The 20,127-nt window shown below is 69.9% G+C and carries 22 protein-coding genes; 8 read left to right on the top strand and 14 right to left on the bottom strand.

The genetic code is table 11. From position 1 onward, the window contains the following. The first annotated feature begins 93 nt into the window (after positions 1 to 93). Both ABZW96_RS14730 and ABZW96_RS14725 read left to right on the top strand, forming a co-directional pair. Positions 94 to 1,002, top strand: coding sequence for a helix-turn-helix transcriptional regulator (locus ABZW96_RS14730; RefSeq protein ID WP_355074721.1), 909 nt, complete (start codon positions 94 to 96; stop codon positions 1,000 to 1,002). Next, positions 992 to 1,207 (top strand): DUF397 domain-containing protein, encoded by a 216-nt coding sequence (locus ABZW96_RS14725; protein WP_355074719.1) that lies wholly within the window; start codon positions 992 to 994, stop codon positions 1,205 to 1,207. Before ABZW96_RS14730 ends, ABZW96_RS14725 begins: the two co-directional genes overlap by 11 nt. Positions 1,208 to 1,460: 253 nt before the next feature. On the opposite strand, the gene ABZW96_RS14720 is transcribed toward ABZW96_RS14725, so the two are convergent. The 6 genes from ABZW96_RS14720 to ABZW96_RS14695 form a co-directional block, all read right to left on the bottom strand. Further along, positions 1,461 to 1,991 carry a hypothetical protein gene (locus ABZW96_RS14720; protein ID WP_355074717.1) on the bottom strand — a complete coding sequence of 177 codons (531 nt, stop codon included), beginning with the start codon at positions 1,989 to 1,991 and terminating at the stop codon, positions 1,461 to 1,463. A gap of 89 nt (positions 1,992 to 2,080) precedes the next feature. Next, positions 2,081 to 2,881 carry a family 1 encapsulin nanocompartment shell protein gene (locus ABZW96_RS14715; RefSeq protein WP_355074715.1) on the bottom strand — a complete coding sequence of 267 codons (801 nt, stop codon included), beginning with the start codon at positions 2,879 to 2,881 and terminating at the stop codon, positions 2,081 to 2,083. Continuing rightward, the gene (locus ABZW96_RS14710; protein WP_355074714.1) at positions 2,878 to 3,936 is read right to left on the bottom strand and encodes a Dyp-type peroxidase; all 1,059 of its coding nucleotides are present in this window, start codon (positions 3,934 to 3,936) and stop codon (positions 2,878 to 2,880) included. The genes ABZW96_RS14715 and ABZW96_RS14710 overlap by 4 nt, the downstream gene beginning before the upstream one ends. Positions 3,937 to 3,993: 57 nt before the next feature. Further along, the gene (locus tag ABZW96_RS14705) at positions 3,994 to 4,320 is read right to left on the bottom strand and encodes a cupin domain-containing protein (protein ID WP_355074712.1); all 327 of its coding nucleotides are present in this window, start codon (positions 4,318 to 4,320) and stop codon (positions 3,994 to 3,996) included. Positions 4,321 to 4,505: 185 nt separating this feature from the next. Beyond that, complete coding sequence (locus tag ABZW96_RS14700; RefSeq protein ID WP_355074710.1) at positions 4,506 to 5,006, bottom strand: dihydrofolate reductase; 501 nt, start codon at positions 5,004 to 5,006, stop codon at positions 4,506 to 4,508. Then, on the bottom strand, positions 5,003 to 5,830 hold the full coding sequence (locus tag ABZW96_RS14695; RefSeq protein WP_355074709.1) for a thymidylate synthase: 828 nt from the start codon (positions 5,828 to 5,830) through the stop codon (positions 5,003 to 5,005). The genes ABZW96_RS14700 and ABZW96_RS14695 overlap by 4 nt, the downstream gene beginning before the upstream one ends. A gap of 108 nt (positions 5,831 to 5,938) precedes the next feature. Here ABZW96_RS14695 and cobF point away from each other — a divergent pair, with 108 nt between their 5' ends. Further along, positions 5,939 to 6,682 (top strand): precorrin-6A synthase (deacetylating), encoded by a 744-nt coding sequence (gene cobF, locus ABZW96_RS14690; RefSeq protein ID WP_355074707.1) that lies wholly within the window; start codon positions 5,939 to 5,941, stop codon positions 6,680 to 6,682. A gap of 60 nt (positions 6,683 to 6,742) precedes the next feature. Next, entirely contained in the window at positions 6,743 to 7,612 is an 870-nt protein-coding gene (locus ABZW96_RS14685) for a DNA-formamidopyrimidine glycosylase family protein (protein ID WP_355074705.1), read from the top strand. A 9-nt stretch (positions 7,613 to 7,621) separates the two neighbouring features. Here the strand turns inward: ABZW96_RS14685 and ABZW96_RS14680 are convergent, their stop codons facing one another. The 4 genes from ABZW96_RS14680 to ABZW96_RS14665 all read right to left on the bottom strand — a co-directional run bounded on the left by ABZW96_RS14680 (position 7,622) and on the right by ABZW96_RS14665 (position 12,290). Then, positions 7,622 to 9,130: a carboxylesterase/lipase family protein gene (locus ABZW96_RS14680; RefSeq protein ID WP_355074702.1), complete on the bottom strand. Its 1,509-nt coding sequence runs from the start codon at positions 9,128 to 9,130 to the stop codon at positions 7,622 to 7,624. A gap of 13 nt (positions 9,131 to 9,143) precedes the next feature. Next, the gene (locus ABZW96_RS14675) at positions 9,144 to 10,580 is read right to left on the bottom strand and encodes an NAD(P)/FAD-dependent oxidoreductase (RefSeq protein ID WP_355074699.1); all 1,437 of its coding nucleotides are present in this window, start codon (positions 10,578 to 10,580) and stop codon (positions 9,144 to 9,146) included. Positions 10,581 to 10,589: 9 nt separating this feature from the next. Beyond that, positions 10,590 to 10,835 carry a DUF2630 family protein gene (locus tag ABZW96_RS14670; protein WP_355074698.1) on the bottom strand — a complete coding sequence of 82 codons (246 nt, stop codon included), beginning with the start codon at positions 10,833 to 10,835 and terminating at the stop codon, positions 10,590 to 10,592. An 84-nt stretch (positions 10,836 to 10,919) separates the two neighbouring features. Continuing rightward, a complete protein-coding gene (locus ABZW96_RS14665; RefSeq protein WP_355074696.1) occupies positions 10,920 to 12,290 on the bottom strand; it encodes a PLP-dependent aminotransferase family protein in 1,371 nt (456 codons plus the stop codon). Between the two features lie 80 nt (positions 12,291 to 12,370). Between ABZW96_RS14665 and ABZW96_RS14660 the strand changes: the two genes are divergently transcribed. Next, complete coding sequence (locus tag ABZW96_RS14660) at positions 12,371 to 13,051, top strand: pyridoxamine 5'-phosphate oxidase family protein (protein ID WP_355074694.1); 681 nt, start codon at positions 12,371 to 12,373, stop codon at positions 13,049 to 13,051. 97 nt (positions 13,052 to 13,148) lie between these two features. Here the strand turns inward: ABZW96_RS14660 and ABZW96_RS14655 are convergent, their stop codons facing one another. After that, positions 13,149 to 13,868: a DUF4386 family protein gene (locus ABZW96_RS14655; RefSeq protein WP_355074692.1), complete on the bottom strand. Its 720-nt coding sequence runs from the start codon at positions 13,866 to 13,868 to the stop codon at positions 13,149 to 13,151. A 58-nt stretch (positions 13,869 to 13,926) separates the two neighbouring features. Between ABZW96_RS14655 and ABZW96_RS14650 the strand changes: the two genes are divergently transcribed. After that, positions 13,927 to 14,646 carry a TetR/AcrR family transcriptional regulator gene (locus ABZW96_RS14650; protein ID WP_355074690.1) on the top strand — a complete coding sequence of 240 codons (720 nt, stop codon included), beginning with the start codon at positions 13,927 to 13,929 and terminating at the stop codon, positions 14,644 to 14,646. Here ABZW96_RS14650 and ABZW96_RS14645 read toward each other — a convergent pair. The 3 genes from ABZW96_RS14645 to ABZW96_RS14635 form a co-directional block, all read right to left on the bottom strand. Beyond that, a complete protein-coding gene (locus ABZW96_RS14645; protein WP_355074688.1) occupies positions 14,622 to 15,158 on the bottom strand; it encodes an MspA family porin in 537 nt (178 codons plus the stop codon). The genes ABZW96_RS14650 and ABZW96_RS14645 overlap by 25 nt on opposite strands. 606 nt (positions 15,159 to 15,764) lie before the next feature. Further along, a complete protein-coding gene (locus tag ABZW96_RS14640) occupies positions 15,765 to 17,006 on the bottom strand; it encodes a hypothetical protein (RefSeq protein ID WP_355074686.1) in 1,242 nt (413 codons plus the stop codon). A gap of 5 nt (positions 17,007 to 17,011) precedes the next feature. After that, complete coding sequence (locus ABZW96_RS14635) at positions 17,012 to 17,773, bottom strand: crotonase/enoyl-CoA hydratase family protein (protein WP_355074685.1); 762 nt, start codon at positions 17,771 to 17,773, stop codon at positions 17,012 to 17,014. Positions 17,774 to 17,838: 65 nt separating this feature from the next. On the opposite strand from ABZW96_RS14635, the gene ABZW96_RS14630 reads away from it, so the two are divergent. Then, positions 17,839 to 18,489 carry a TetR/AcrR family transcriptional regulator gene (locus tag ABZW96_RS14630; RefSeq protein WP_355074683.1) on the top strand — a complete coding sequence of 217 codons (651 nt, stop codon included), beginning with the start codon at positions 17,839 to 17,841 and terminating at the stop codon, positions 18,487 to 18,489. Further along, complete coding sequence (locus tag ABZW96_RS14625) at positions 18,476 to 20,095, top strand: acyl-CoA dehydrogenase family protein (protein WP_355074681.1); 1,620 nt, start codon at positions 18,476 to 18,478, stop codon at positions 20,093 to 20,095. Before ABZW96_RS14630 ends, ABZW96_RS14625 begins: the two co-directional genes overlap by 14 nt. Positions 20,096 to 20,127 lie beyond the last annotated feature (32 nt).

Raw genomic sequence — 20,127 nt, 5'->3', positions numbered from 1 at the left:
GCGCGAAAGCGCACCAAGTCTTCCGCTGATCGAGTTACCCTCCTTCCGTTGCGAAATGAAGCTGCATCGCAGAGCGGAAGGGGGTCGCAAGGGGTGAACGAAGAAGACGACGGGCCAGAGGACGCCGAAACCAGTCTGCCGCGTCGACAGTTGGGCCGTTTGCTTCGAGAGGCGCGGACGGCGGCGGGTCTGAGTCTGGAAGTGGCAGCGCGGACACTCGGCTGGGGTAACGCAACCATCAGCAGACTGGAGAACGGCCGCAACAAGAAGGTCAGGGCGACGGACCTCGACGCTCTGGGTGCGCTGTACGGGGTCGACGAGGAAGACCTTGTGGAGTGGAAGGAACTCGCGGGACAAGCCCCGGTCCGCTCCTGGCTGCGAACGTACAGTGATGTACTGGAGCCGAAGTTCAACACTTACGTCGTGCTGGAGTCTGCCGCAAGTGAATTGGCCATATTTCAGCCGCTCATCATCCCCGGACTGCTCCAGACTCGCGCCTACGCTGAGGCCATGAACCGCGCCAGGCAGCCTCGAGTTTCGGAGGCGGACTTGGAACGGTTGGCAGCAGTTCGGGCTCGGCGTCAGCATCTACTCACTCGGCCACGGAACCCGTGCAGACTCACAGCCGTAATACACGAGAACGCACTGCGGACGATCGTCGGCAACCGGCAGGTGATGGCTGATCAGTGCCGACACGCGGCGGACATGAGCACGCTCGACAACATCGAGGTCCGCATACTCAGGCAAGAAGTCGGCTTGCCAACTGGCAGGCTCGTCACCCCCTTCATTGTGATGACCTTTCCGAAGGACTCACAGGGCAAACCAGTTGAACCGTCTGTCATCTACGCGGAGAGCTACACGGGGGATGCGTATCTCGAGAAGCGTGAGGACGTCCAGCGCTGTAGGCACACGTTCCTTACGCTGGCCGAAGCGACTATGGATGCCCGCTCGAGCCGCACCCTGTTGAGAGAGATAGCAAGGAGTTACGACAGTGAACGTTGAACTCGACCTAGCGGGAGCGAAGTGGTTCAAGTCACGCCACAGTTCGGGGGGCAGCGGCGAATGTGTCGAGGTCGCACACCTCAGCGGAGGCATGGTTGGCGTTCGTGACTCCAAAAATCCGACCGGCCCGGCGCTGGTCTTCACCCCAGCAGAGTGGGACGCGTTCACCGCCGGGGTTGTCGATGGCGAGTTCCAGCGCCCATAGACGAAACGAAAAGCCCGCCTTTTGCTGCGACGCAGCCCGGCGAATGGCGAACTGCGGAACTAATGCGACTCGGTGAATCCCGGTCCAATCGATGGCCCGGCGAACCGGCAGGGCTCAGCCGGTCCCTGCGCTCCGGGTGCGGGGACGGCTGAGCTAGCGTCGGTGAAGCCGGTAGGCAACGAATTCCACCTGGGCGGTGGGGCGTGGAACGAGGCGGAGCGCCGGGATCTCGGATATCGACAGGCCGCCAACATCAGTGCGTCGGCGGCGCGATCTGCCAATGCTCCTGCAACGCCCCCGCGATCTGCGGCAACACGGTCACCGGAATCCGCTTGCGCCGCAGTATCGCCCGTATCTCCGTGACCTGGTCGCGTTTGCGCAGGTCGTACGCTCCCGCGACCGGGCGGACCACCGGGGGAATGGACAACAGCACCAGTTCGCCGTGGGGTTCGTCGCCGCCGATGAGGTCCAGCGCCAGCGACCATCGGGCGCGCTCGTCCAGGGTGAAGCGCCCGGCCACCACGCGGTCCCACGAGATGCGGGAGATCGTCCACGGCTTGCGCCGGTAGATGGCGTGATCGGTGAGCACGACGGCGTCCCGGGTGAACAGGGCGACCAGCACCGCGATACCGACGACGGCTCCGGCCAGCAGGCCGGTGAACACCCGATTCACCCCGAACGCGGCGACGAACGAACCGCAGATCGTGACGGTGGCAAGGATGCCGAGCACGCTGTAGAACACGGCGCGCTGCGTCGGAACGACACCCGCCCGCACCGTTGTCATCTCACCTACCTGTTCATGGCGCATATCCGGCCACCGTACCGTCTCGCGCTCCGGCCGCGCACCTGGCCGTTCCCAGATGTGACCGGCGCTCAGAGGGTCAGCGGGACCGCGGCCTCGGCCGTGAACACCAGGAACGTCAGGCTCTGCTGGAAGTACAGCTGCACCGACGTGCTGTCGTGCGTCAGGTAGCCGATGGACAGGTCCTGGCCGATGCGCAGATCGAAGTCGCCGCCGCGCGTGGTGAGCACGATCGCGCCGTCGATGGCGGGCGCCCAGATGATCTCCCCTTCCGGGATGAGGCGCTCGATATGCGTGCGGATCATGTGGCCGTGGTCGGAGGTCTCGCTGACCGCGGTGTACAGATCGGCGCTGAGCAGCACCGAGTACGGTCCGTCGACACCGGCAAGCCGCAGCGCGGTCAACGCCTGCGCGATCGACTCGGGGACCAGACGGGTGTCGCTGGGCAGCGTGATCGGATCGTTGGACGAGCTGGCGCGGATGCCGGTGATGTGCGCGGCCGGATAGCCCTCGAAGATCGCCCGGTCCTCGGCGAACGCCATCTTCTTCGCGGCGTCCTTCACCGGGTCCAGGTCGGCGTCCTGCGCGCCGCGCTCCACGTTGTCGAGTTCCTCGCGGGAGAGCGTGAACGGCACCCGCAGTTCGACCAGCGGCGCGACCACCCGCTGACGGGCGAACACCCCGGAGTCCGGCGAATCGATCGCCGTGGTGTGCCCGGTGCCCACCGCCGAGTAGTCGACGCCGTGCGGGCCGGACAGGTCGACGACGCGCCGGCCCGCGATGTGCCGCTTGAACGTGCGCGTCGCCTCCTCCTCGATGGCCGCCCACGCCTCGGAGGTGATCGGCGCTAGTTCGCGATGGAGGTTGTTCATGACCGGATGCTCCTTTTCAACGAGCCGATACCGAGGGCGCCGTCGCCCGCGGGCGCGGCGATGCCGGGCGGATCTGCGGGACCAGAGCCGTCGGTGTCCACGGACACCGCGGATTCCGCCGCCTCCCACGGCGCAGGCGGCAGATCGTCGAGGAAATCGACGGTGGGTGCGAAGAACGAGGTGCCGGTGTGGGCGACGGAGAAATCCAGGATGCGGTCGTAAGCGGCCTCGTCGGTGCCGAGGAACATCCGGGTGAGCATGCGTTCGGTGACGCTCGGCGTGGCCGCGTAGGCGATGTAGTAGGTGCCGAACACGCCCTCGCGCACGCTGCCGAAGGGCATGTTGCCGCGCAGGATCTGGCGTTCGGTGCCGTCCGGATCGATCAGCGTGTTGACCTCGACGTGCGAGTCGGCCGGCTTGATCTCGTCGGGGAGTTCGAAGTCGTCCAGTTTGGTGCGGCCGATGACGCGCTCTTGCTCTTCCACCGACAGCGCGCGCCAGTCCGCCAGCGGGTGCGTGTACTTCTGCACGATCACGTAGCTGCCGCCGGTGAAGTCCGGGTCCTCCTCGCCCACCAGCGCCGCCGCGTAGGCCGCGCGACCCTCCGGATTCTCCGTGCCGTCCACGAAACCGAGCAGATCGCGCTGCTCGAAGTAACGGAAGCCGACCGTCTCGTCCACGATCGTTCCCGCACCGGCCAGCCGATCGCCGATCGCCATGGCCAGCTCGAAACAGGCGTCCTGCACCTCGGACTTGATGTGGAACAGCAGGTCGCCCGGCGTCGCGGGCGCGGTGTGGCGTGCGCCGACGTAACCGGGGAACGGATGCAGCTCAGCCGGTTTCGGGCCGGCGAACAGGCGGTCCCATGCGTCGGAGCCGATCGAGGTGACGCAGGTGAGGTTCGCGCCCGGCAGGCGGAAGCCCACCGAGCGGCGCAGGCCGGTGATATCGGCGAGCAGGTCGCGGACCGTCGCTTCGCCACCCTCGTCGATCGTGGCGACCAAGAAGATCGCGGACGGTGTGAGCGGTTCGAGGATCGGCTGCGGCTCACCCATGATCGACACCCTAATGCCCGACCGGTCCGGCAGGGCTACGGACCCGCATCGTGGTGGCTACATCGCCACCGTCAGCAGGAACGCGACGTCGTCGATCGCCTTGACGCTGTGGCGCGCCTTGGGTATCACGATCAGGTCGCCCTCGGAGCCTTTCCATTCGTTGGCGCCGCTGAGCAGCACCAGGGTGCCGCTGAGCACCTGCAACGTGGCTTCGCCGGTGTTGTCGTGTTCGGCCAGGCTGTGCCCGGCCGTCAGGCCGACCACCGTTTGCCGCAGCGTATGCGTGTGGCCGCCATAGATTGTCTGTGAACTGCGCCCGCTCGTGGCGAGGGCGGCCAGCTTCAGTTGCTGGCGCGCTACCGCAGTCAGCGATTTCTTTTCCATGGACCGCCTTTCGCAGAGCACCACAGCCGGTGCCGGGCTGGTGGCAACGGCTCGAGGCGGGCGACCGGACGCGGGTCCGGCCGCCCGCATATCGAGGAGTATGCCCGAGTCCGTCGCGGCGCGGGCCGGGTTCGACCGTCCCCGCCCGTGGGGGCGGCGTTCGCGGAGCCTCTTGGCGTGGCGCGCTAGGCGGGCCGCCGGGTGTAGTGCCGGATGCGGTAGCGCAGGCCGGTGGCCGAGGTGCGCCACGGCTCCGGGTCGTCGGGCCGCCACTGCGGTCCGATCGACGGCGCGAAGGCGTCGCCCTCGACCGCGGTATCGATCTCGGTGACGCGCAGGTCGGTCGCGAACTCGAGTGCGGCGCGGTAGATCTCGCCGCCACCGGCCACCCAGACCGCGTCCGGGGCGCACTTGGCCAGCGCCTCCGGCACCGATGACGCCCGCTCGGCGCCTTCGGCCGACCAGTCCGGCTGTCTGGTCACCACGATATTGCGCCGCCCGGCCAGCGGCCGGAACCGCGGCGGCAGCGAATCCCAGGTCCGTCGGCCCATCACCACGGGATGCCCCCAGGTGACGTCCTTGAAGTGCGCCATGTCCTCCGGCAGCCGCCAGGGGATGGTGTTGCCGGACCCGATCACCCCGTCCAGGGTCTGCGCCCAGATCAGCCCGACCGTCCGCTCGCTCACACCGCCACCGGGGCCTTGATGGCCGGATGGTGCCGGTAGTCGATCACCTCGACGTCCTCGTAGCGGTAGTCGAACAGCGTCGGCGCGGGATGCAGCCGCAGCGTGGGGAACGGATAGGGGTCGCGGGCGAGTTGCTCGGCGACCTGGTCCAGGTGGTTGTCGTAGATGTGGCAGTCCCCGCCGGTCCAGATGAAGTCACCGGGCGTCAGCTCGGTCTGCTGGGCGACCATGTGGGTGAGCAGGGCGTAGCTGGCGATGTTGAACGGCACGCCGAGGAACAGGTCGGCGCTGCGCTGGTAGAGCTGGCAGGACAGCTTCCCGTCGGCCACGTGGAACTGGAAGAACGCGTGGCAGGGCGCCAGCGCCATCTTGTCCAGGTCGGCGACGTTCCACGCCGAGACGATGATGCGCCGGGAGTCGGGGTTGGTGCGCAGCGTGTGCAGCACCTGGGAGATCTGGTCGATGTGCGTTCCGTCCGGCGCGGGCCACGATCGCCATTGCACGCCGTAGACCGGGCCGAGTTCGCCGTGGGCGTCGGCCCATTCGTCCCAGATGGAGACGCCGTGCTCGCGCAGCCAGCCGATGTTGGAGTCGCCGCGCAGGAACCACAGCAACTCGTAGACGATCGACTTGAGGTGGACCTTCTTCGTGGTGATCAGCGGGAAGCCCGCCGCGAGGTCGTAGCGCAACTGGTGGCCGAAGACGCTGCGCGTTCCGGTGCCGGTGCGATCGGCTTTCTTCGTGCCGGACGTCAGCACCAGTCGCAACAGGTCCTCGTACTGGGTGTCGGGAGCCGATGCCGGATCGAGCGCGTCATGAGCCACGTCTGGCAACTCTAGTCTTCGTGCTCGCACACTCGGCGAGCCGATCGGGCGCGTCCCGGGCCACGCCTGACGACGGTGGCCCGCCGCGGCCCTGGCAAGCTCGAGCCCATGCGCAAGCTCTACGTGATCGGCATCGGTGCAGGCGACCCCGACCAGGTCACCGTGCAGGCGGTCAAGGCGATGCGACAGGTCGAGACGTTCTTCGTCATCGGCAAGGGGGAGGCCAAGCGGGAACTGGTCGACGTGCGGACGGCGATCCTGGCCGAACACATGGATCGGCCGTACCGGATCGTGCCGATCGCCGACCCGCCGCGGGACCGCACGCCCACCGACTACGTGGACGTGGTCGACGACTGGCACGATCGCCGCTCGGCACTGCTGGAATCGGCGTTCGCCGCGGCCGACGGCGTCGGCGGCATCCTGGTCTGGGGTGATCCCGCGCTCTACGACAGCACGCTGCGGATGATCGAGCGGGTGCTCGCCCGCGGCGTGGTGCGTTTCGACTGCGAGGTGATTCCCGGCATCACCAGCGCGCAGGCCCTGGCCGCCCGGCATCGGATCGTGCTGCACGGCATCGGTGAGCCGGTACGCATCACCACCGGCCGTCGCCTGCGCGACGAGGGACTCGGCGCGGAGAACGCCCTGGTGATGCTGGACGGCGACTGCTCGTTCACCACGATTTCGGACCCGGACGTGCACATCTGGTGGGGCGCCTACCTCGGCATGCCGGACGAGACGTTGATCGAGGGGCCGCTGTCGGAGGTGAGCGAGGAGATCGTGCGCCGCCGCGCCGAGCTGCGCGACCGGAAGGGCTGGATCATGGACATCTATCTGCTGCGCCGCGGGGAGTGAGCCGCCCGCTGCCGTGTGCGAACCGGCAGGTTGTCGGTAGGGCTGGGTAGTCTGAACCCCGTGCCTGAGCTACCGGAAGTGGAGGCGTTGGCTCAGTTCCTCCGGGAGCATGCGGTCGGCGCCGTGGTCGGCCGCGTCGACGTGGCCGCGTTGAGCGCCGTCAAGACGTTCGAGCCCCCGGTTACCGCACTGTCCGGTCGAGACGTCACCGGCGCGGGGCGCTGGGGCAAATTCCTCGGCATGGAATGCGACGGGCTGTGGCTGGTCACGCACCTGTCGCGGGGTGGATGGCTGCGCTGGATCGATGAGCCGAGCCCGACGCCGCCCAAGCCGGGCGGCAAGAGCCCGCTGGCGCTGCGGGTGCACTTCTTCACGCCCGAAGGGGCGACACCCGCGTTCGACCTCACCGAGGCCGGCACGAAGAAGCGGCTCGCGGTGTACGTGGTGGCGGACCCGAAGGCGGTGCCCGGTATCGCGCGCCTGGGCCCCGACGCGCTGGAGGTGACCGAGGCGCAGTTCGCCGAGATCCTGCACGGCACGTCCCAGCGGATCAAGACCGCGCTCGTGGACCAGGCGCTGCTGGCGGGCGTCGGCAACGCCTACTCCGACGAGATCCTGCATACGGCGCGGATCTCGCCGTTCGCGAACACCAAGACCCTCCCGGCGGACAAGATGGCCGAGCTGTACACCGCCATGCGCACGGTGCTCACCGACGCGGTGCGGCGCTCGGTGGGGCAGGACGCCGCCCGTCTCAAAGGCGAGAAGCGCTCCGGTATGCGGGTGCACGCGCGGACCGGGCAACCCTGCCCGGTCTGCGGCGACACGGTCCGCGAGGTCTCCTACGCCGAACGGTCCTTCCAGTACTGCCCCACCTGTCAGACCGGCGGCAAGGTCCTCGCGGACCGGCGGATGTCGCGCTTGCTGAAGTAGCGGCCCGGCTCAGGTCAGCGTCGGGACCCGCACGCCCTGCCAGGCGAGTCGTTTCTCCCGGTCCGGGTCGTGTTCCACGCGCGTGGGGTAGTCGATGATCAGGGTGGACCTGCGGGCCTCTGTGTAAGCGGGCCAGGACGGCAGCGGAGTTCCGGTGCGCGCGAAAGCAAGCCAGTTGTCCTGGAACTGCTCGGTGACCGCCCGCAGTCCGCGCCTGCCGCCCGCGGCGGTGAAGGCCCGGCCGATCGGAGTATCCGTCACGCCGAAGACCGGAATGAGATCGGTCGCGTGCGTGGCGCCGATCCCGGCGAGTTGCAGGGCGCGCGGGGCGAAGTCGTAGCGGTAGGCGTAGGTGGGCGCGTGCCTGCTGTGACCTTCCATGACCGTTACCGAAGGACGCCAGAAGGTGTAGTCGCCACCCGCCCGCACCGCGGCCTTCGGCTGGGGATATCCGGGATACGCCGCGGCGATCCTGGACTCGGCCTCGGTGGAGTGGCCGAGCGCCGAGCGCAGCCGGTCCGGGGTGGTGGGCAGTTCGTCGGCGAACCTGGCGAACAGCGTGCCCTCGTCGCGGTTGGTGCCGATGATCAGCGGCACCCGGTGCGCGGAGCCGTCGGTGATCGCGTCGACCGGGGAAACCGGCAGGAACTCGCCGTCCACCACCGGGCACACCGGAAACGCGCCGGGCTGTTCCCGCACCACCTGGCCGATGGTGCGGTCGACCGCGCGGCGGATGTCGTTGGCGCCTGCCGTGCGCAGGGCGGTGTGCGCGGTGTCCGGCGTCGCGCCAAGCGCGGCGACGCAGCGGCGCGCGAAGCCGCGGGCTTCCTCGGCCGTCACTGCCCAGTCCGCGGGTGGACTCTGGGAAATGGCCTGATGGAAAAGCCCTTTGGCTTTCGGTGTGGCCAGGAGACCGAGTACGGCGTGCGCCCCGGCCGACTCGCCGAAGATCGTCACGTTGCCCGGATCGCCGCCGAAGGCCGCGATATTGGTGCGCACCCACTCCAACGCGGCGAGCTGGTCACGCAAGCCGAGGTTGGAGTCGAACGGTTCCTGCGCGGTGCCGAATTCGCTGAAGTCGACATAGCCGAACGCGCCCAGCCGGTAGTTCAGCGAGACCACCACCACGTCTCCACGCAGCGCCAGTCGCGCGCCGGAGTACAGCCCGAGCGCGGAGGTTCCGATGAGATAGCCGCCGCCGTGGATGAACACCAGCACCGGGCGCGGGCTCGCTGCCGGTGTCGCGGGCACGGTGACATTGAGTGTCAACGCGTCCTCGCTGGTCGGCTGATAGGCGCGCGGCCCGATCCGTGCCCCGGAGCGATGCTGCATCGCCGCGGAGGTGAAGTCCGTCGCCGCCCGAACGCCGGACCAGGGTTCGACCGGCTGCGGAGCGCGAAACCGCAGGTCTCCAATGGGAGGAGCCGCGTAGGGAATGGACCGCCAGCGCAGGACGCGGCGGCCCCTGCGACCGCGGACGACTCCGTCGGCGGTCGCTATATCCATTGTTGCCACCATTTTCAAATGGTAGCTACGCGCGCCGCGCCTCCAACAGGCGCAGCCAGAACTCGCTGACCGCCGGGAAAGCTGGCACGGCGTGCCAGAGGGTGGACAGCGGCACCCCGCCGACCACGGCGATCGTCGCCGCGTGCAATTGCTCGCCCACGTCGGGGCCCACGAAGGTGGCGCCGAGCAGCGTGTCGGTGGCGCGGTCGATCACCAGTTTCGCGTGGCCCGCGTAGTCGTCCCGGGACAACGCCGACCCGGCCACCTCGATGTCGAGTTCGACGGTCTCCACCGAGTGCCCCGCGTCCCTGGCCGCCGCCTCGGTCAGGCCGACCGCCGCGACCTCTGGCGCGGTGAACACCACTTGCGGCACCTTGCCGTGATCGGAACTCGCCACGAACCGCGGATCCTCCAGCGGCTTGCCCTCGGCCCGCGCGGCGATCACGTCGCCGCACACCCGGCCCTGGTACTTGCCCATGTGGGTGAGCGCGGCGCGGTGGTTGAGGTCGCCGACCACGTACAGCCACTCGCCCTCGACATCGCGCGCGGTGAGGTGGTCGTCGACCGCGATGTAACCGTCGGACAGCCCGACCGCGTCCAAGCCCAGCCCTTTCGTGGCCGGTGCGCGCCCGGCCGCCACCACGATCTCGTCCACCTCCAGCGCCGACTCGCCTTCGGGACCGCGCAACCGGACCGTGACGGAACCGCCGTGGATCCGGCCTTCACCGGTGTCCTTCGCGACCGGGCGCTCGACGGAGGTGGGCTCGGTGCGGAAACGCACTCGCACGCCCGCGTCGGTCAGCGCCGCCGCCACCCGTTCGCCCGCGAACGGCTCGTTGGCGGCCAGCAGCGCCGAGCCGCGCACCAGCAGGGTGACCTCGGCCCCGAGCGCGGCCAGCCAGGTCGCCGCCTCACTGGCCACCACGCCGCCGCCGACCACGGCGACCCGGCGCGGGACCTCGTGCAGATTGGTGGCGTCGCGGGAGGTCCACGGCAGCGCGGCGCGCAGGCCGGGCACATCGGGCACGTTCGCGGTGGTGCCGGTGGCGAGCACCACGGCATGCCGGGCGCGCAACTGCCGCCCGTCGACCTCGACCGAGCGCGTGCCGGTCAGGCGGCCGGTGCCGCGAACGACGTCGATGTGGTTGCCGCGCGCCCAGTCGACCTGGGCGGAATCGTCATGGTCGTGCACGAAGGCGTCGCGCCGCCGCAGCACCGCCTCGACGTCGAGGCCGGTGGCCGAAACGCCCGGCATCGCCCGCGCGGCCGCCAGGACGTGGCCCGGTCGCAACAGCGCTTTGCTCGGGACGCAGGCCCAATAGGAACATTCGCCACCGATGAGTTCACGCTCCACGATGGCGGCCGTGCGGTCGCTGCCCGCGACGGCGTAGGCGGCGGCGTTCTCGCCCGCCGGTCCGCCGCCGATCACGATGACGTCGTAGTCGGTCGGTGTGCTCGACATCGCCCGCGCCTACTGCAGGTAGCCCTCGACCTGCGAGACCGTATTGGCTTGGACCGCGTCCGGGGATTGGCCCTGATCGATCCGCGCCCGGCGGTGACGGAGCAGGTCCCAGGCCTGATCCAGCATCACTTCCAGTTCGGCCAGGCGCTGGCGTTCGGTCCTCGGGTCCAATTCGCCGCGAGTCGCCTGCGAGCGCAGCTGGTGCTCCTGGTCGACCAGTTCCTTGATCCGCGCCAAGATGTCCTGTTCGCTCATGGTCCGTCCTTTCCGGCAGGTGCGGGGCTCCGCGTGATTACGCTGCGCTGCCGCCTCCGGGCCTGTTCGCTGACCCCGACCATGCTACGGCCGGGCGAGGCACGCGGCGGCCTTCGGGACGGCCGCGGCGAGTTCCGGCCAGGACAGCGCCGTGTAGCCGAGCGCGACGCCGAAGTGGTCCCGGCGCGATCCGAGGTGATGTCTGGCCAACCCGTCCAGCGCGACACCGTGCGCCAGGCCTTCCGCGACCACGCGCAGCTCGTCCTCGGCCGACTCCACCGGCACGACGACGTGCGAACCCGCGTCGTCGCCGAGCACGCCGAGTCCGCGGCGGCGCAGTTCGGTCACCACCAGCGCCCGGCGCGGCGGCAGCATGCGGCGCAGCCTGCGCAGGTGCCTGGCCAGATCACCGTGTGCGGCGAAAGCGGCGAGCACGCGCTGGCCCGCCGTGCTCGGGCCGGTGCCGGTGCGCTCGCGGTGGGCGAGCACCGCCCCGGCTATCTCCGGAGCGGCGAGCAACCAGCCGACACCGAGACTGGGGGACAGGATCTTGCTAGTCGTGCCCAGGTGGACGACGACGTCCGGAGCCATGGTGGCCAGCAGCGGCAGCGGCGCGGTGTCGTAGCGCAATTCGCCGTCGTAGTCGTCCTCGATGACCAAGGTCCCGGAGCGGCGCGCATGCTCCACCAGCTCGACCCGTCGCGCGGCGGGCATCCGCGCGCCGAGTGGGAATTGATGCGCCGGAGTGCAGTACACCGCTTTGATCCGGGACGGCAGCGCGTCGACGCGCAGTCCGTGCGCGTCGACGGGAACCGGGACGACCTCGAGACCGGCCGCCGCGAATGCCCCTGCGGCGCGCTGATAGCCGGGATCCTCCATGGCGACGGCATCGCCCGGCCGCAGCAGCGCCACGGCCAATTCGCCTACGGCGGAACTGGTTCCCGCCGTCGCGAGCAGCACGGTGTCGCTGCCCGCGCCGATCCCGCGGTGGCGCAGCAGATGCTCGGTGACCGCCGTGCGGAACTCCGGTTCGCCCGCGCGGTCCTTACGCACGAGCGGGGAGTGATCCGCCGCGGCGCGCCAGGCGCGGCGCCATGCGGCCGGATCGATGGCGTCGACGCACGGCGCACCGGGGGCGAGGTCGAACAGCTGCGGCGCGGCGTCGGTGTCGTCCACGGGGTCGGTGCGCGCGGGCGCGGCGGCCGGTGCGGTCGTCAGGTAGGTTCCGGAGCCGCGTCTGCCGTCGAGCCAGCCCTCCGCGTGCAATTGGTCGTAGGCGGCGGCGACCACGGTGCGGCTCACGCCGAGCCGCCCGGCCAGCGCGCGAGTGGACGGCAACCGGTCGCCGCCGCGCAGCGGCCCGCTGGTCGCCGCGCGGCGCAGTTGGTCGGCGATCTGCACCGACAGCGGTCGCGCCAGGTCGCGATCGAGGTCGAGGGGAAGGTCGTCCAGCACGGCTCCTCCTCGAAGTGGACTGCTGAGAATCATTTGAATTGGCACTTTGATAATGCCATTAGCGGATCGATGCTGGGTGCATGACCGAAACAGTCAGCCCACGGGCTCCCCTCTCGCCGACGCCGCGCAGCACGCCGACCCGGCTGACCGACCGTGCCCGCACCGATCGCGCCGACTTGGACGCGGTGCTCGACGCCGGGCTGATCTGCCACTTCGGCGTGCTGCTCGGCGGCACGCCGGTCGTGTTGCCGACCGCCTACGGCCGCGACGGCGACACGCTCTACCTGCACGGCTCCACCGGCGCGGGAAATCTGCGCGCGGCGCTCGCCGCCGACATCTCGGTGGCGGTGACCTTGGTCGACGGCGTGGTCTACGCGCGTTCGGCCATGCATTTCTCGATGAACTACCGCTCCGCGGTCGTGCTCGGCCGGGCGCGGGAGGTGACCGAGCACGACGAACGCCTGCACGGGCTGCGCGTGATCGTCGAGCACGCCGCGCCGGGCGCGTGGTCGCGCGTGCGGCCCCCGAGCAAGAAGGAACTCGCCGCCACGAAGGTGCTCGCTCTCGACCTCACCGAGGCATCGGTGAAGGTCCGTGCGGGCGGCCCGAAGGACGACCCGTCGGACATCGACAACGGCGGCGTGTGGGCCGGTGTCCTCCCGCTGCGCCAGATGTGGGGCGCCCCGATCGACTCCACGGACCTGGACCCCGGCGTCCCGGTCCCCGCGGACGTCCTGGAGCGCTCGGCCTCCGTCCGCTGACCACTTGTGGGGTGTGGACGACGAGCACGAGTCCGGAGGTGGCGGCGAGATCGACCGCTGAGCGTGAACGGCACGGCCGCTCGCGTTTTCGTGCGCGTCACAGCGGGTGCGGCGCGTCGATCGGCTGCGCGGGCGTGGACTCGTGGCGGGCCGCCGAGGCGGCTGGGCGGCAGGCGAGCAGCGCCGCGAAGGCCAGCAGCCAGATGCTCCACAGCACATAGCCCACGAAGTTGGTCTGCGCCATGAGCGGGATGTCCAGCGGGACGAGTACTCCGCTGAGCACCAGGACGGCGCAGACGCAACCGAGCACGCTCCACGCCGCGGGCATTCTGTGCCGCAACGCGATGGCGACCAGGGCCGTCCACGCGGCGGTGAGGGTGTATCCGGCCGTCTCGCCGAGGCCGGTGCCGAGCACCGCGCCCAGCACCTCGAAAGTGCGCACGGCCGAGGAGTCGGGGCCTTCCTCGGCGGCCCGCGCCGCCAGCGCCGGAACCGCGACGGGCCAGCGCAGCAAGCCGATCGCCTGCACGGCGGCGGCCGCGACGCCCGCCGCGACGGCGGCGCGCATGGCCGGTGCGCGGTCCAGCCTGCCGATCAGCACCGCCAGCGGCGCCAGTGCGGCGGCTGCGACGGCCAGCACGACGAACCAGGCGACGACGGCGGTTTGGTTGTGCCGGAACAGGGCGAGCACTTCGGCCGCGGGTTCGCGTAACACGTGCGGATAGTCGAAGGCCGAGCCGAGTCCGGCGAAGGCGACGTTCAGGGTGATCGGCGCGGCCACCAGCAGGGCGATGGCGGGCCAGGGGCGTGCGGGCATGGCGTCTCAATTCTGGCTGTACGGGGTACAGATAGCTGTACGGGGTACAGTCAACCGCGTGGCAACGGCGAAGTCAACACCAGGAGAACGCAGGACCAGACCCGAGCGGCGGGCGTTCAGCGACACGCAGATCGTCGATGCCGCCGTGGAACTCATGGACGAGGGCGGTGTCGCCGCGGTGTCGATCCGATCGGTCGCGACTCGGCTGGGCGTGAATCCGAACGCGGTCTACACCTACGTCGCGAGCCGGGCCGACCTGGAGCGCGCGGTGGTCGAACGGGTGCTCGGAGCGGTGCCGGTCGCCGTGCTCGCCGACCCGGGCGTCGAACCCCGCGCGGCCGTCCTGGAATTCGCGCGTGGACTACGAACCGAGGTGCTGAGACATCCCGCGGTGGCGGGGTTGATGATGAGCGCGCCCATGGACGGCGATGCCGCACGAGACGTCGGGGAGGCGTTGCTGAACTGTCTGGCCAGAACGGGCCTCTCCGAGGAAGATTGCGCCCGCGCGGCCTACGCCGTGATGGTGCAGGTCATCGGCTCGCTCGCCATGGAAGTCGCGGAAACCGACGGAAGACCACCGCTGGCGCCGGAATCCGAGCGGATCGCCGGGCGCGCGGCCGCGTTCGACACCGTCGACGGTGATCGTTGGCCGCGCACCCGGTCGAGTGCCGCCGTGCTGGCGCAGTGGATCTCGGATGCGCAGTTCGACTGGGGACTGCGCGCGCTGCTGGACGGATTGGTGCGGCGCGACGGTCAGAACCAGAACGGGGCACCATAGCCGGTCGTTTGCGCGGTTGCCCTTTTCGAATCGGCCCGTACGGTGACAAAAGGCATGGCCGAGGCCGGTGAAAGGCAACCGCTGATATTCAACGGGGTATTGGTGTGCGCGAAAGTGTAAGGGAATTCGGATTCCCCGTCGATTTCCGCCGCGCCGACCACCGCCGCCGTGACCGAACCGGGGGCCAGATTCACCGCGAGTTCGCCGGCGACGCCCGCCTCGACGCCGATGCTGGGCTGGATGGCAACGGCGGCGCCGACGCTGACGCTCGGCGGCGCCATCAATTGCAGGGAGGGCATCATCATGTGCTGATCGGGCATGTTCATCTGCAGGGAGGGTGCCTCGAAGGTGAGGGACCCCTCCAGGCCGAAGGAGGGCGCGATCCCGGCGTTGATTCCGACGCTGGGTGAGATACCGATCGAGATGCCGTTGGAGATGTCGACCGCGCAGCCGACCAGATATCCGACGGCGATCTCTCCGCCGCGCAGCGCCGTGGGGCCGTCGAGAGACACCGAGAAGTCTCCGGACACCCGCACCGAGTGCACGAACGGAATTCCCGGCGCGATGTCACCGGCGGCCGCGAAGTTGTTGGCGTTCGCCGACGCGATCAGATGCAGTCCACCGGCGTTGATCTCTCCTGGCGCGGCGCCCGCTGCGGAATCGGAAACAGCGAAAGCGCCGGTAGCGGTCACAACCACCGCGATGATCGCGGCGAGAGTACGCGAATGCCTTCGGTTCATCATGCTCCAGTCGAGTATCGATGGAATCGGAACTTCTTGCGCGAAACGGACTTGCACGGCAAATGGGTCGTCGCGGCCCTCGCTCGGCATACGCCGCAGACTTTATCGGGCAGTACCGCCGACGGCGGTGATCCTGCCGACACGGCGAGTCGGCCGACCCGACCGATCGCGGTCGTCGGCATTCGCGCGATTCGCCGTGACCGGCGAGCGAAACTATCGGATTTCATACCAGGTCGACAAAACTCACCGCTGTTCGCCGAAATTTTGCGCGTGTCGGGTGACCTCGCCGCGCGAAAATCCGTGAGTCGGCTGCGCGCCCGTGGATATGCCCGCCGCTCGGCGGGCGCACCCGTGGCTCGGCGCGTCAGTCCGCGGGATTCACCACGCGGAGGCGTGCAAGCCCGCGGAATTCACCGCGCGCACCGCCAGTTCGCGCAGCACACCGGCGGACTCGATCCGCTCCGGGTCGAGGGAGACCAAGCTCAGCACGTAATCGTCGCCGATACGGCAGAGGTAGCCCGAGAGTCGGGTGCGGGGCAGCCGAGAGCTGGTGAGGCCGGGATGGATGGCGCGAGCGGCGACGCCGATGCAGCGGTGTGGGCCGAGTTCGAGCAACGAGGCCGGGAGCGTGCCGATATTGGAGCACAGAACGTCCCGTTCGCCCGCACCTTTGGACAGTGCGTAGGCCCAGCGGTCCGGAATCACCTGGAGGAGTTCTTCGGGCATGCCGCCCGGTGCGGACATGCGGTGCTCGTAGGCGGAACGAGCCAGTGCGCGGATCGTCGCCGGGGTGTCGGCGCGGGTGATCGCGATGCGCGTCATGGCGAGGTCGTTGTCGACGCGGGGTTCGTCGCGTGTGTCGACGGGCAGACTGGTCTCGATCGTGTCGCCGGGAAAACCGCTGTCCCGGAGCACGGTCGCGACGAGGTGGATGAACAGGCTGTTGGCCGTGCCGCCGTCGCGCGCGGCCACGCGATCCCACTCCGCAGCCGGGCATTGCAGGATCGCGCTGTGCGTCGCGTTGTCGGCTCTGCGCGTCCGCTCGTCCCGGCTCGGCGCGGCGGGTTGCCGCGGAACTCCGTGCCGTAGCGCCGCCGCGGTACCGCGCAGGACGATCGACCACTGGCGGCGGGCGTCGGCCCAGTCCGATTCCCGTGCGGAGAGATCCGCCGGACGTACCCGAGCGCCGCCCAGTGCGTCGTCCACCGCGAGCACCAGCGCGCGCCCGTCGGCCAGCACGTGCGAGCACGTGAGGGAGACGACCGAACCGCCGTCATCCAGCGCCGCGGTCGAAAGCCGCCACCCAGGGCCGTATTCCGGATCGAGCCCGGCGCCCTGCGCGTCGGCCCAGCCGAGCAGGTCCGCGACCGGGAGGACGCCCTCGGCGCGGCGTATCGGATACGCCCGGACATTCGGCCGCCAGGCCCGGCGAGCTCCCGGCACGCGCGGGCGAACCACTCTGCGTCCCAACGGGCCCGACCGCAACGCCTTGTGCACCCGCACCAGCAGCGCGGGGTCCACCCGGTCGGCTGTCCGCCACAGCCCCTGCAAGGCGATCGGCGTGCCGAGCCCTCGGTGGCCGCGCAGGAAGATCTCGTCGACGACGCTCAGTCGGCCCATGAGGCTCAGGCGCGAGCGCCGTGCCGGCCCGCGCCGGCCGCGAAGCGCTGCGCGCCGTCCAGCGCGCCGTCGGCCAGCGCCGTCAGCCCGTGGCGGAATTCGTTGCGCAGCGCGGACTCCTCGGTCATCCCCTCCTGCTCCAGCATCGACATCCGGTCCGAGCGCAGGCAGGTCTGCGGCAGCGCAGCCAGTTCGGCGGCAAGCGCCTCCGCCGCGCGGCGGGCTTCGCCGGTGGGCACCACGCGATTCACCAGCCCGATTCGCAGCGCCTCCTCGGCGGCGACCGCGCGGCCGGTGAGCACCAGGTCCATGGCGCGGCCCGCGCCGATGATCTGCGGCAGCCGGACGGTGCCGCCGTCGATCAGCGGGACGCCCCAGCGGCGGCAGAAGACGCCGAACGTGCTGTCCTGTTCGGCGACCCGCAGATCGCACCACAACGCGAGCTCGAGCCCGCCCGCCACCGCGTAGCCGGAGACCGCGGCGATCACCGGCTTGGACAGCCGCATCCTGGTCGGTCCCATCGGGCCGTCACCGTCCTCGGCGGCCCGGTTGGAGCGCTCGGTACCGAGTGCCTTCAGGTCGGCTCCCGCGCAGAAGGTGCCGCCGTCGCCCCATAGCACCGCGACCGCCGCATCGGGGTCGGCGTCGAACTCACGGAAGGCGTCGGCCAGCGCCGCGGCGGTCGGCCCGTCCACGGCGTTGCGTGCTTCGGGCCGGTGCAGGATCACGGTCGTCACGGGGCCGTTGCGTTCGATGAGTACCGTCACGCGCTCGACCATACGCCGTAAAAGCACCCTTGTGTGAAGAAATGAATTCATGCTTCACTTCTTGGGTGGCCTACCGCAGAACTCCCGCTGTGCAGGCCCGCCTGGACGCTCAGGCGGGGCTGATCGTGCAGGCCGCGACGAAGGTGCTTTCGCGCGGCGGCTACGCCGCGCTGTCCATGGCGGCGGTCGCGACCGAGGCGGGCTTGGCCACCGGCACCGTCTACAAGAACTTCGACGGCAAGTCCGCGTTGGTGCGGGCGGTGTTCCGGAAGGTGGTCGCCCGCGAGGTCGCCGCCGTGGCCGCGGCGGGCGCGCTCGGAACGGCCGTCGAGCGGGTCACCGCGGCCGTGGAGACCTTCGCGGGCCGCGCGCTGAAGAACCCGAACCTGGCCAACGTGCTGCTCGCCGAGCCGGTCGACGCGGCCGTGGACAGTGAACGCCTGCACTTCCGGCGGGCGTTCGCCGAGACCTTCGAATCGGCGGTGGCCGAGGGCATCGCGCGGGGCGAGATCCCGCCGCAGGACCCGAGGATCAGCGCGGCCGCGTTGGTCGGCGCGATCGGCGAGGTGCTGGTCGGGCCGCTCGCCGACGCGCCGCACGGCGAATCCGTCGTCCCCGAACTCACCGCTTTCGCGATGCGCGCACTCGGCGTGCGCGACGACCCGGGCGCGGGTGGCGCCCGGCTGGAAACAGGAGTGTCAGATGCAGACGCATGAAGTCTTCAACCAGGTGCCCGACATCGTGCCGTTCGACGTGTCGCGAAATCCGGCGCTGCTCGAGGGCCTGCACCGGGAAGGGGCGGGCTGGGCGGAAGCCGAAGTGCGAGAACTGGGCGCGCTCGCAGGCGGCGCGCAGGCGCAGGAGTGGGGCAGGCTGGCCAACGAATACCCGCCGGTGCTGCGCACGCACGACCGTTACGGGCACCGCATCGACGAGGTCGAGTTCCATCCGCACTGGCACGACCTGATGCGCGTGGCCGTCGAGCACGGCCTGCACGGCGCCCCGTGGCTGGACGACCGGCCGGGCGCGCACGTGGCGCGTGCGGCGAAGTTCTACACCTGGGGCACCGCCGACGCGGGCCACATGTGCCCGATCTCGATGACCTACGCGGTGGTCCCCGCGTTGCGGCACAACCGGGAACTGGCGGCGAAATACGAGCCGCTGCTCGGCTCCCGCGTCTACGAATTCGGGTTGCGCGAGCCGTCCACCAAGGCCGGGCTGATCGCGGGCATGTCGATGACCGAGAAGCAGGGCGGCTCGGACGTGCGCGCCAACACGACCACTGCGACGCCGCAGCCGGACGGCTCCTACCGGATCGTCGGCCACAAGTGGTTCACCTCCGCGCCGATGTCGGACATGTTCCTCACCCTGGCGCAGGCGCCCGGCGGCCTGTCCTGTTTCCTGCTGCCCCGGGTATTGCCGGACGGCACCCGCAACCCGATCCGCATCCAGCGACTGAAGGACAAGCTGGGCAACAAGTCCAATGCCTCTTCGGAGATCGAGTACGAGAACGCCTCGGGCTGGCTGGTCGGCGCGGAGGGCGCGGGCGTCAAGACCATCATCGAGATGGTGAACATGACCAGGCTGGACTGCGTGATCGGCTCCGCGACCGGCATGCGGGCGGGCGCGGTGTACGCGGTGCACCACGCGCGGCACCGGAAAGTGTTCGGCGCCGAGCTGATCGACCAGCCCGCCATGCGCAACGTGCTGGCCGACCTGGTGATCGAGTCCGACGCCGCGACCACCGTCATGATGCGGCTGGCCGGGGCCACCGACCGGGCGGGCGGCGGTCCGGCCGAGGCGGCACTGCGGCGCATCGCGCTCGCGGTCACCAAGTACTGGGTGTGCAAGCGGGCGCCCGCGCATGCGGCCGAGGCGCTGGAATGCTTCGGCGGCAACGGATATGCCGAGGAATCCGGTATGCCACGGCTGTACCGGGAGGCGCCGCTGATGTCGATCTGGGAGGGGTCGGGCAATGTCGCGGCGCTGGACGCGCTGCGTGCCATGGGGCGTCAGCCTGAGACGGTCGAGGCGTACTTCAACGAAGTGTCGCTCGCCAAGGGCGAGAATCCGCGCCTGGACGACGCGATCGCCCGGGTCGGCAAGGAGTTGTCGGATCTCAACGACATCGAGTACCGCGCGAGGCGCGTCGTCGAACTCATGGCGCTGGTGCTGCAAGGCGCGCAGCTGGTCCGGCACGGTCATCCCGCCGTCGCCGACGCGTTCTGCGCGACCCGGCTCGGCGACGACTGGGGCATCGCGTTCGGCACACTGCCCACCGGCGTCGACACCGGCGCGATCATCGAACGGGCATTCGTCTGAGCTTGCCGAGCAACCGGGGACCGGTTCGGGTG

Source organism: Nocardia sp. NPDC004168, from assembly GCF_040610355.1.
Lineage (GTDB): Bacteria > Actinomycetota > Actinomycetes > Mycobacteriales > Mycobacteriaceae > Nocardia > Nocardia sichangensis.
Note: the sequence above shows the minus strand (reverse complement) of the source record. Positions and strands in the feature narration are given on the sequence as shown.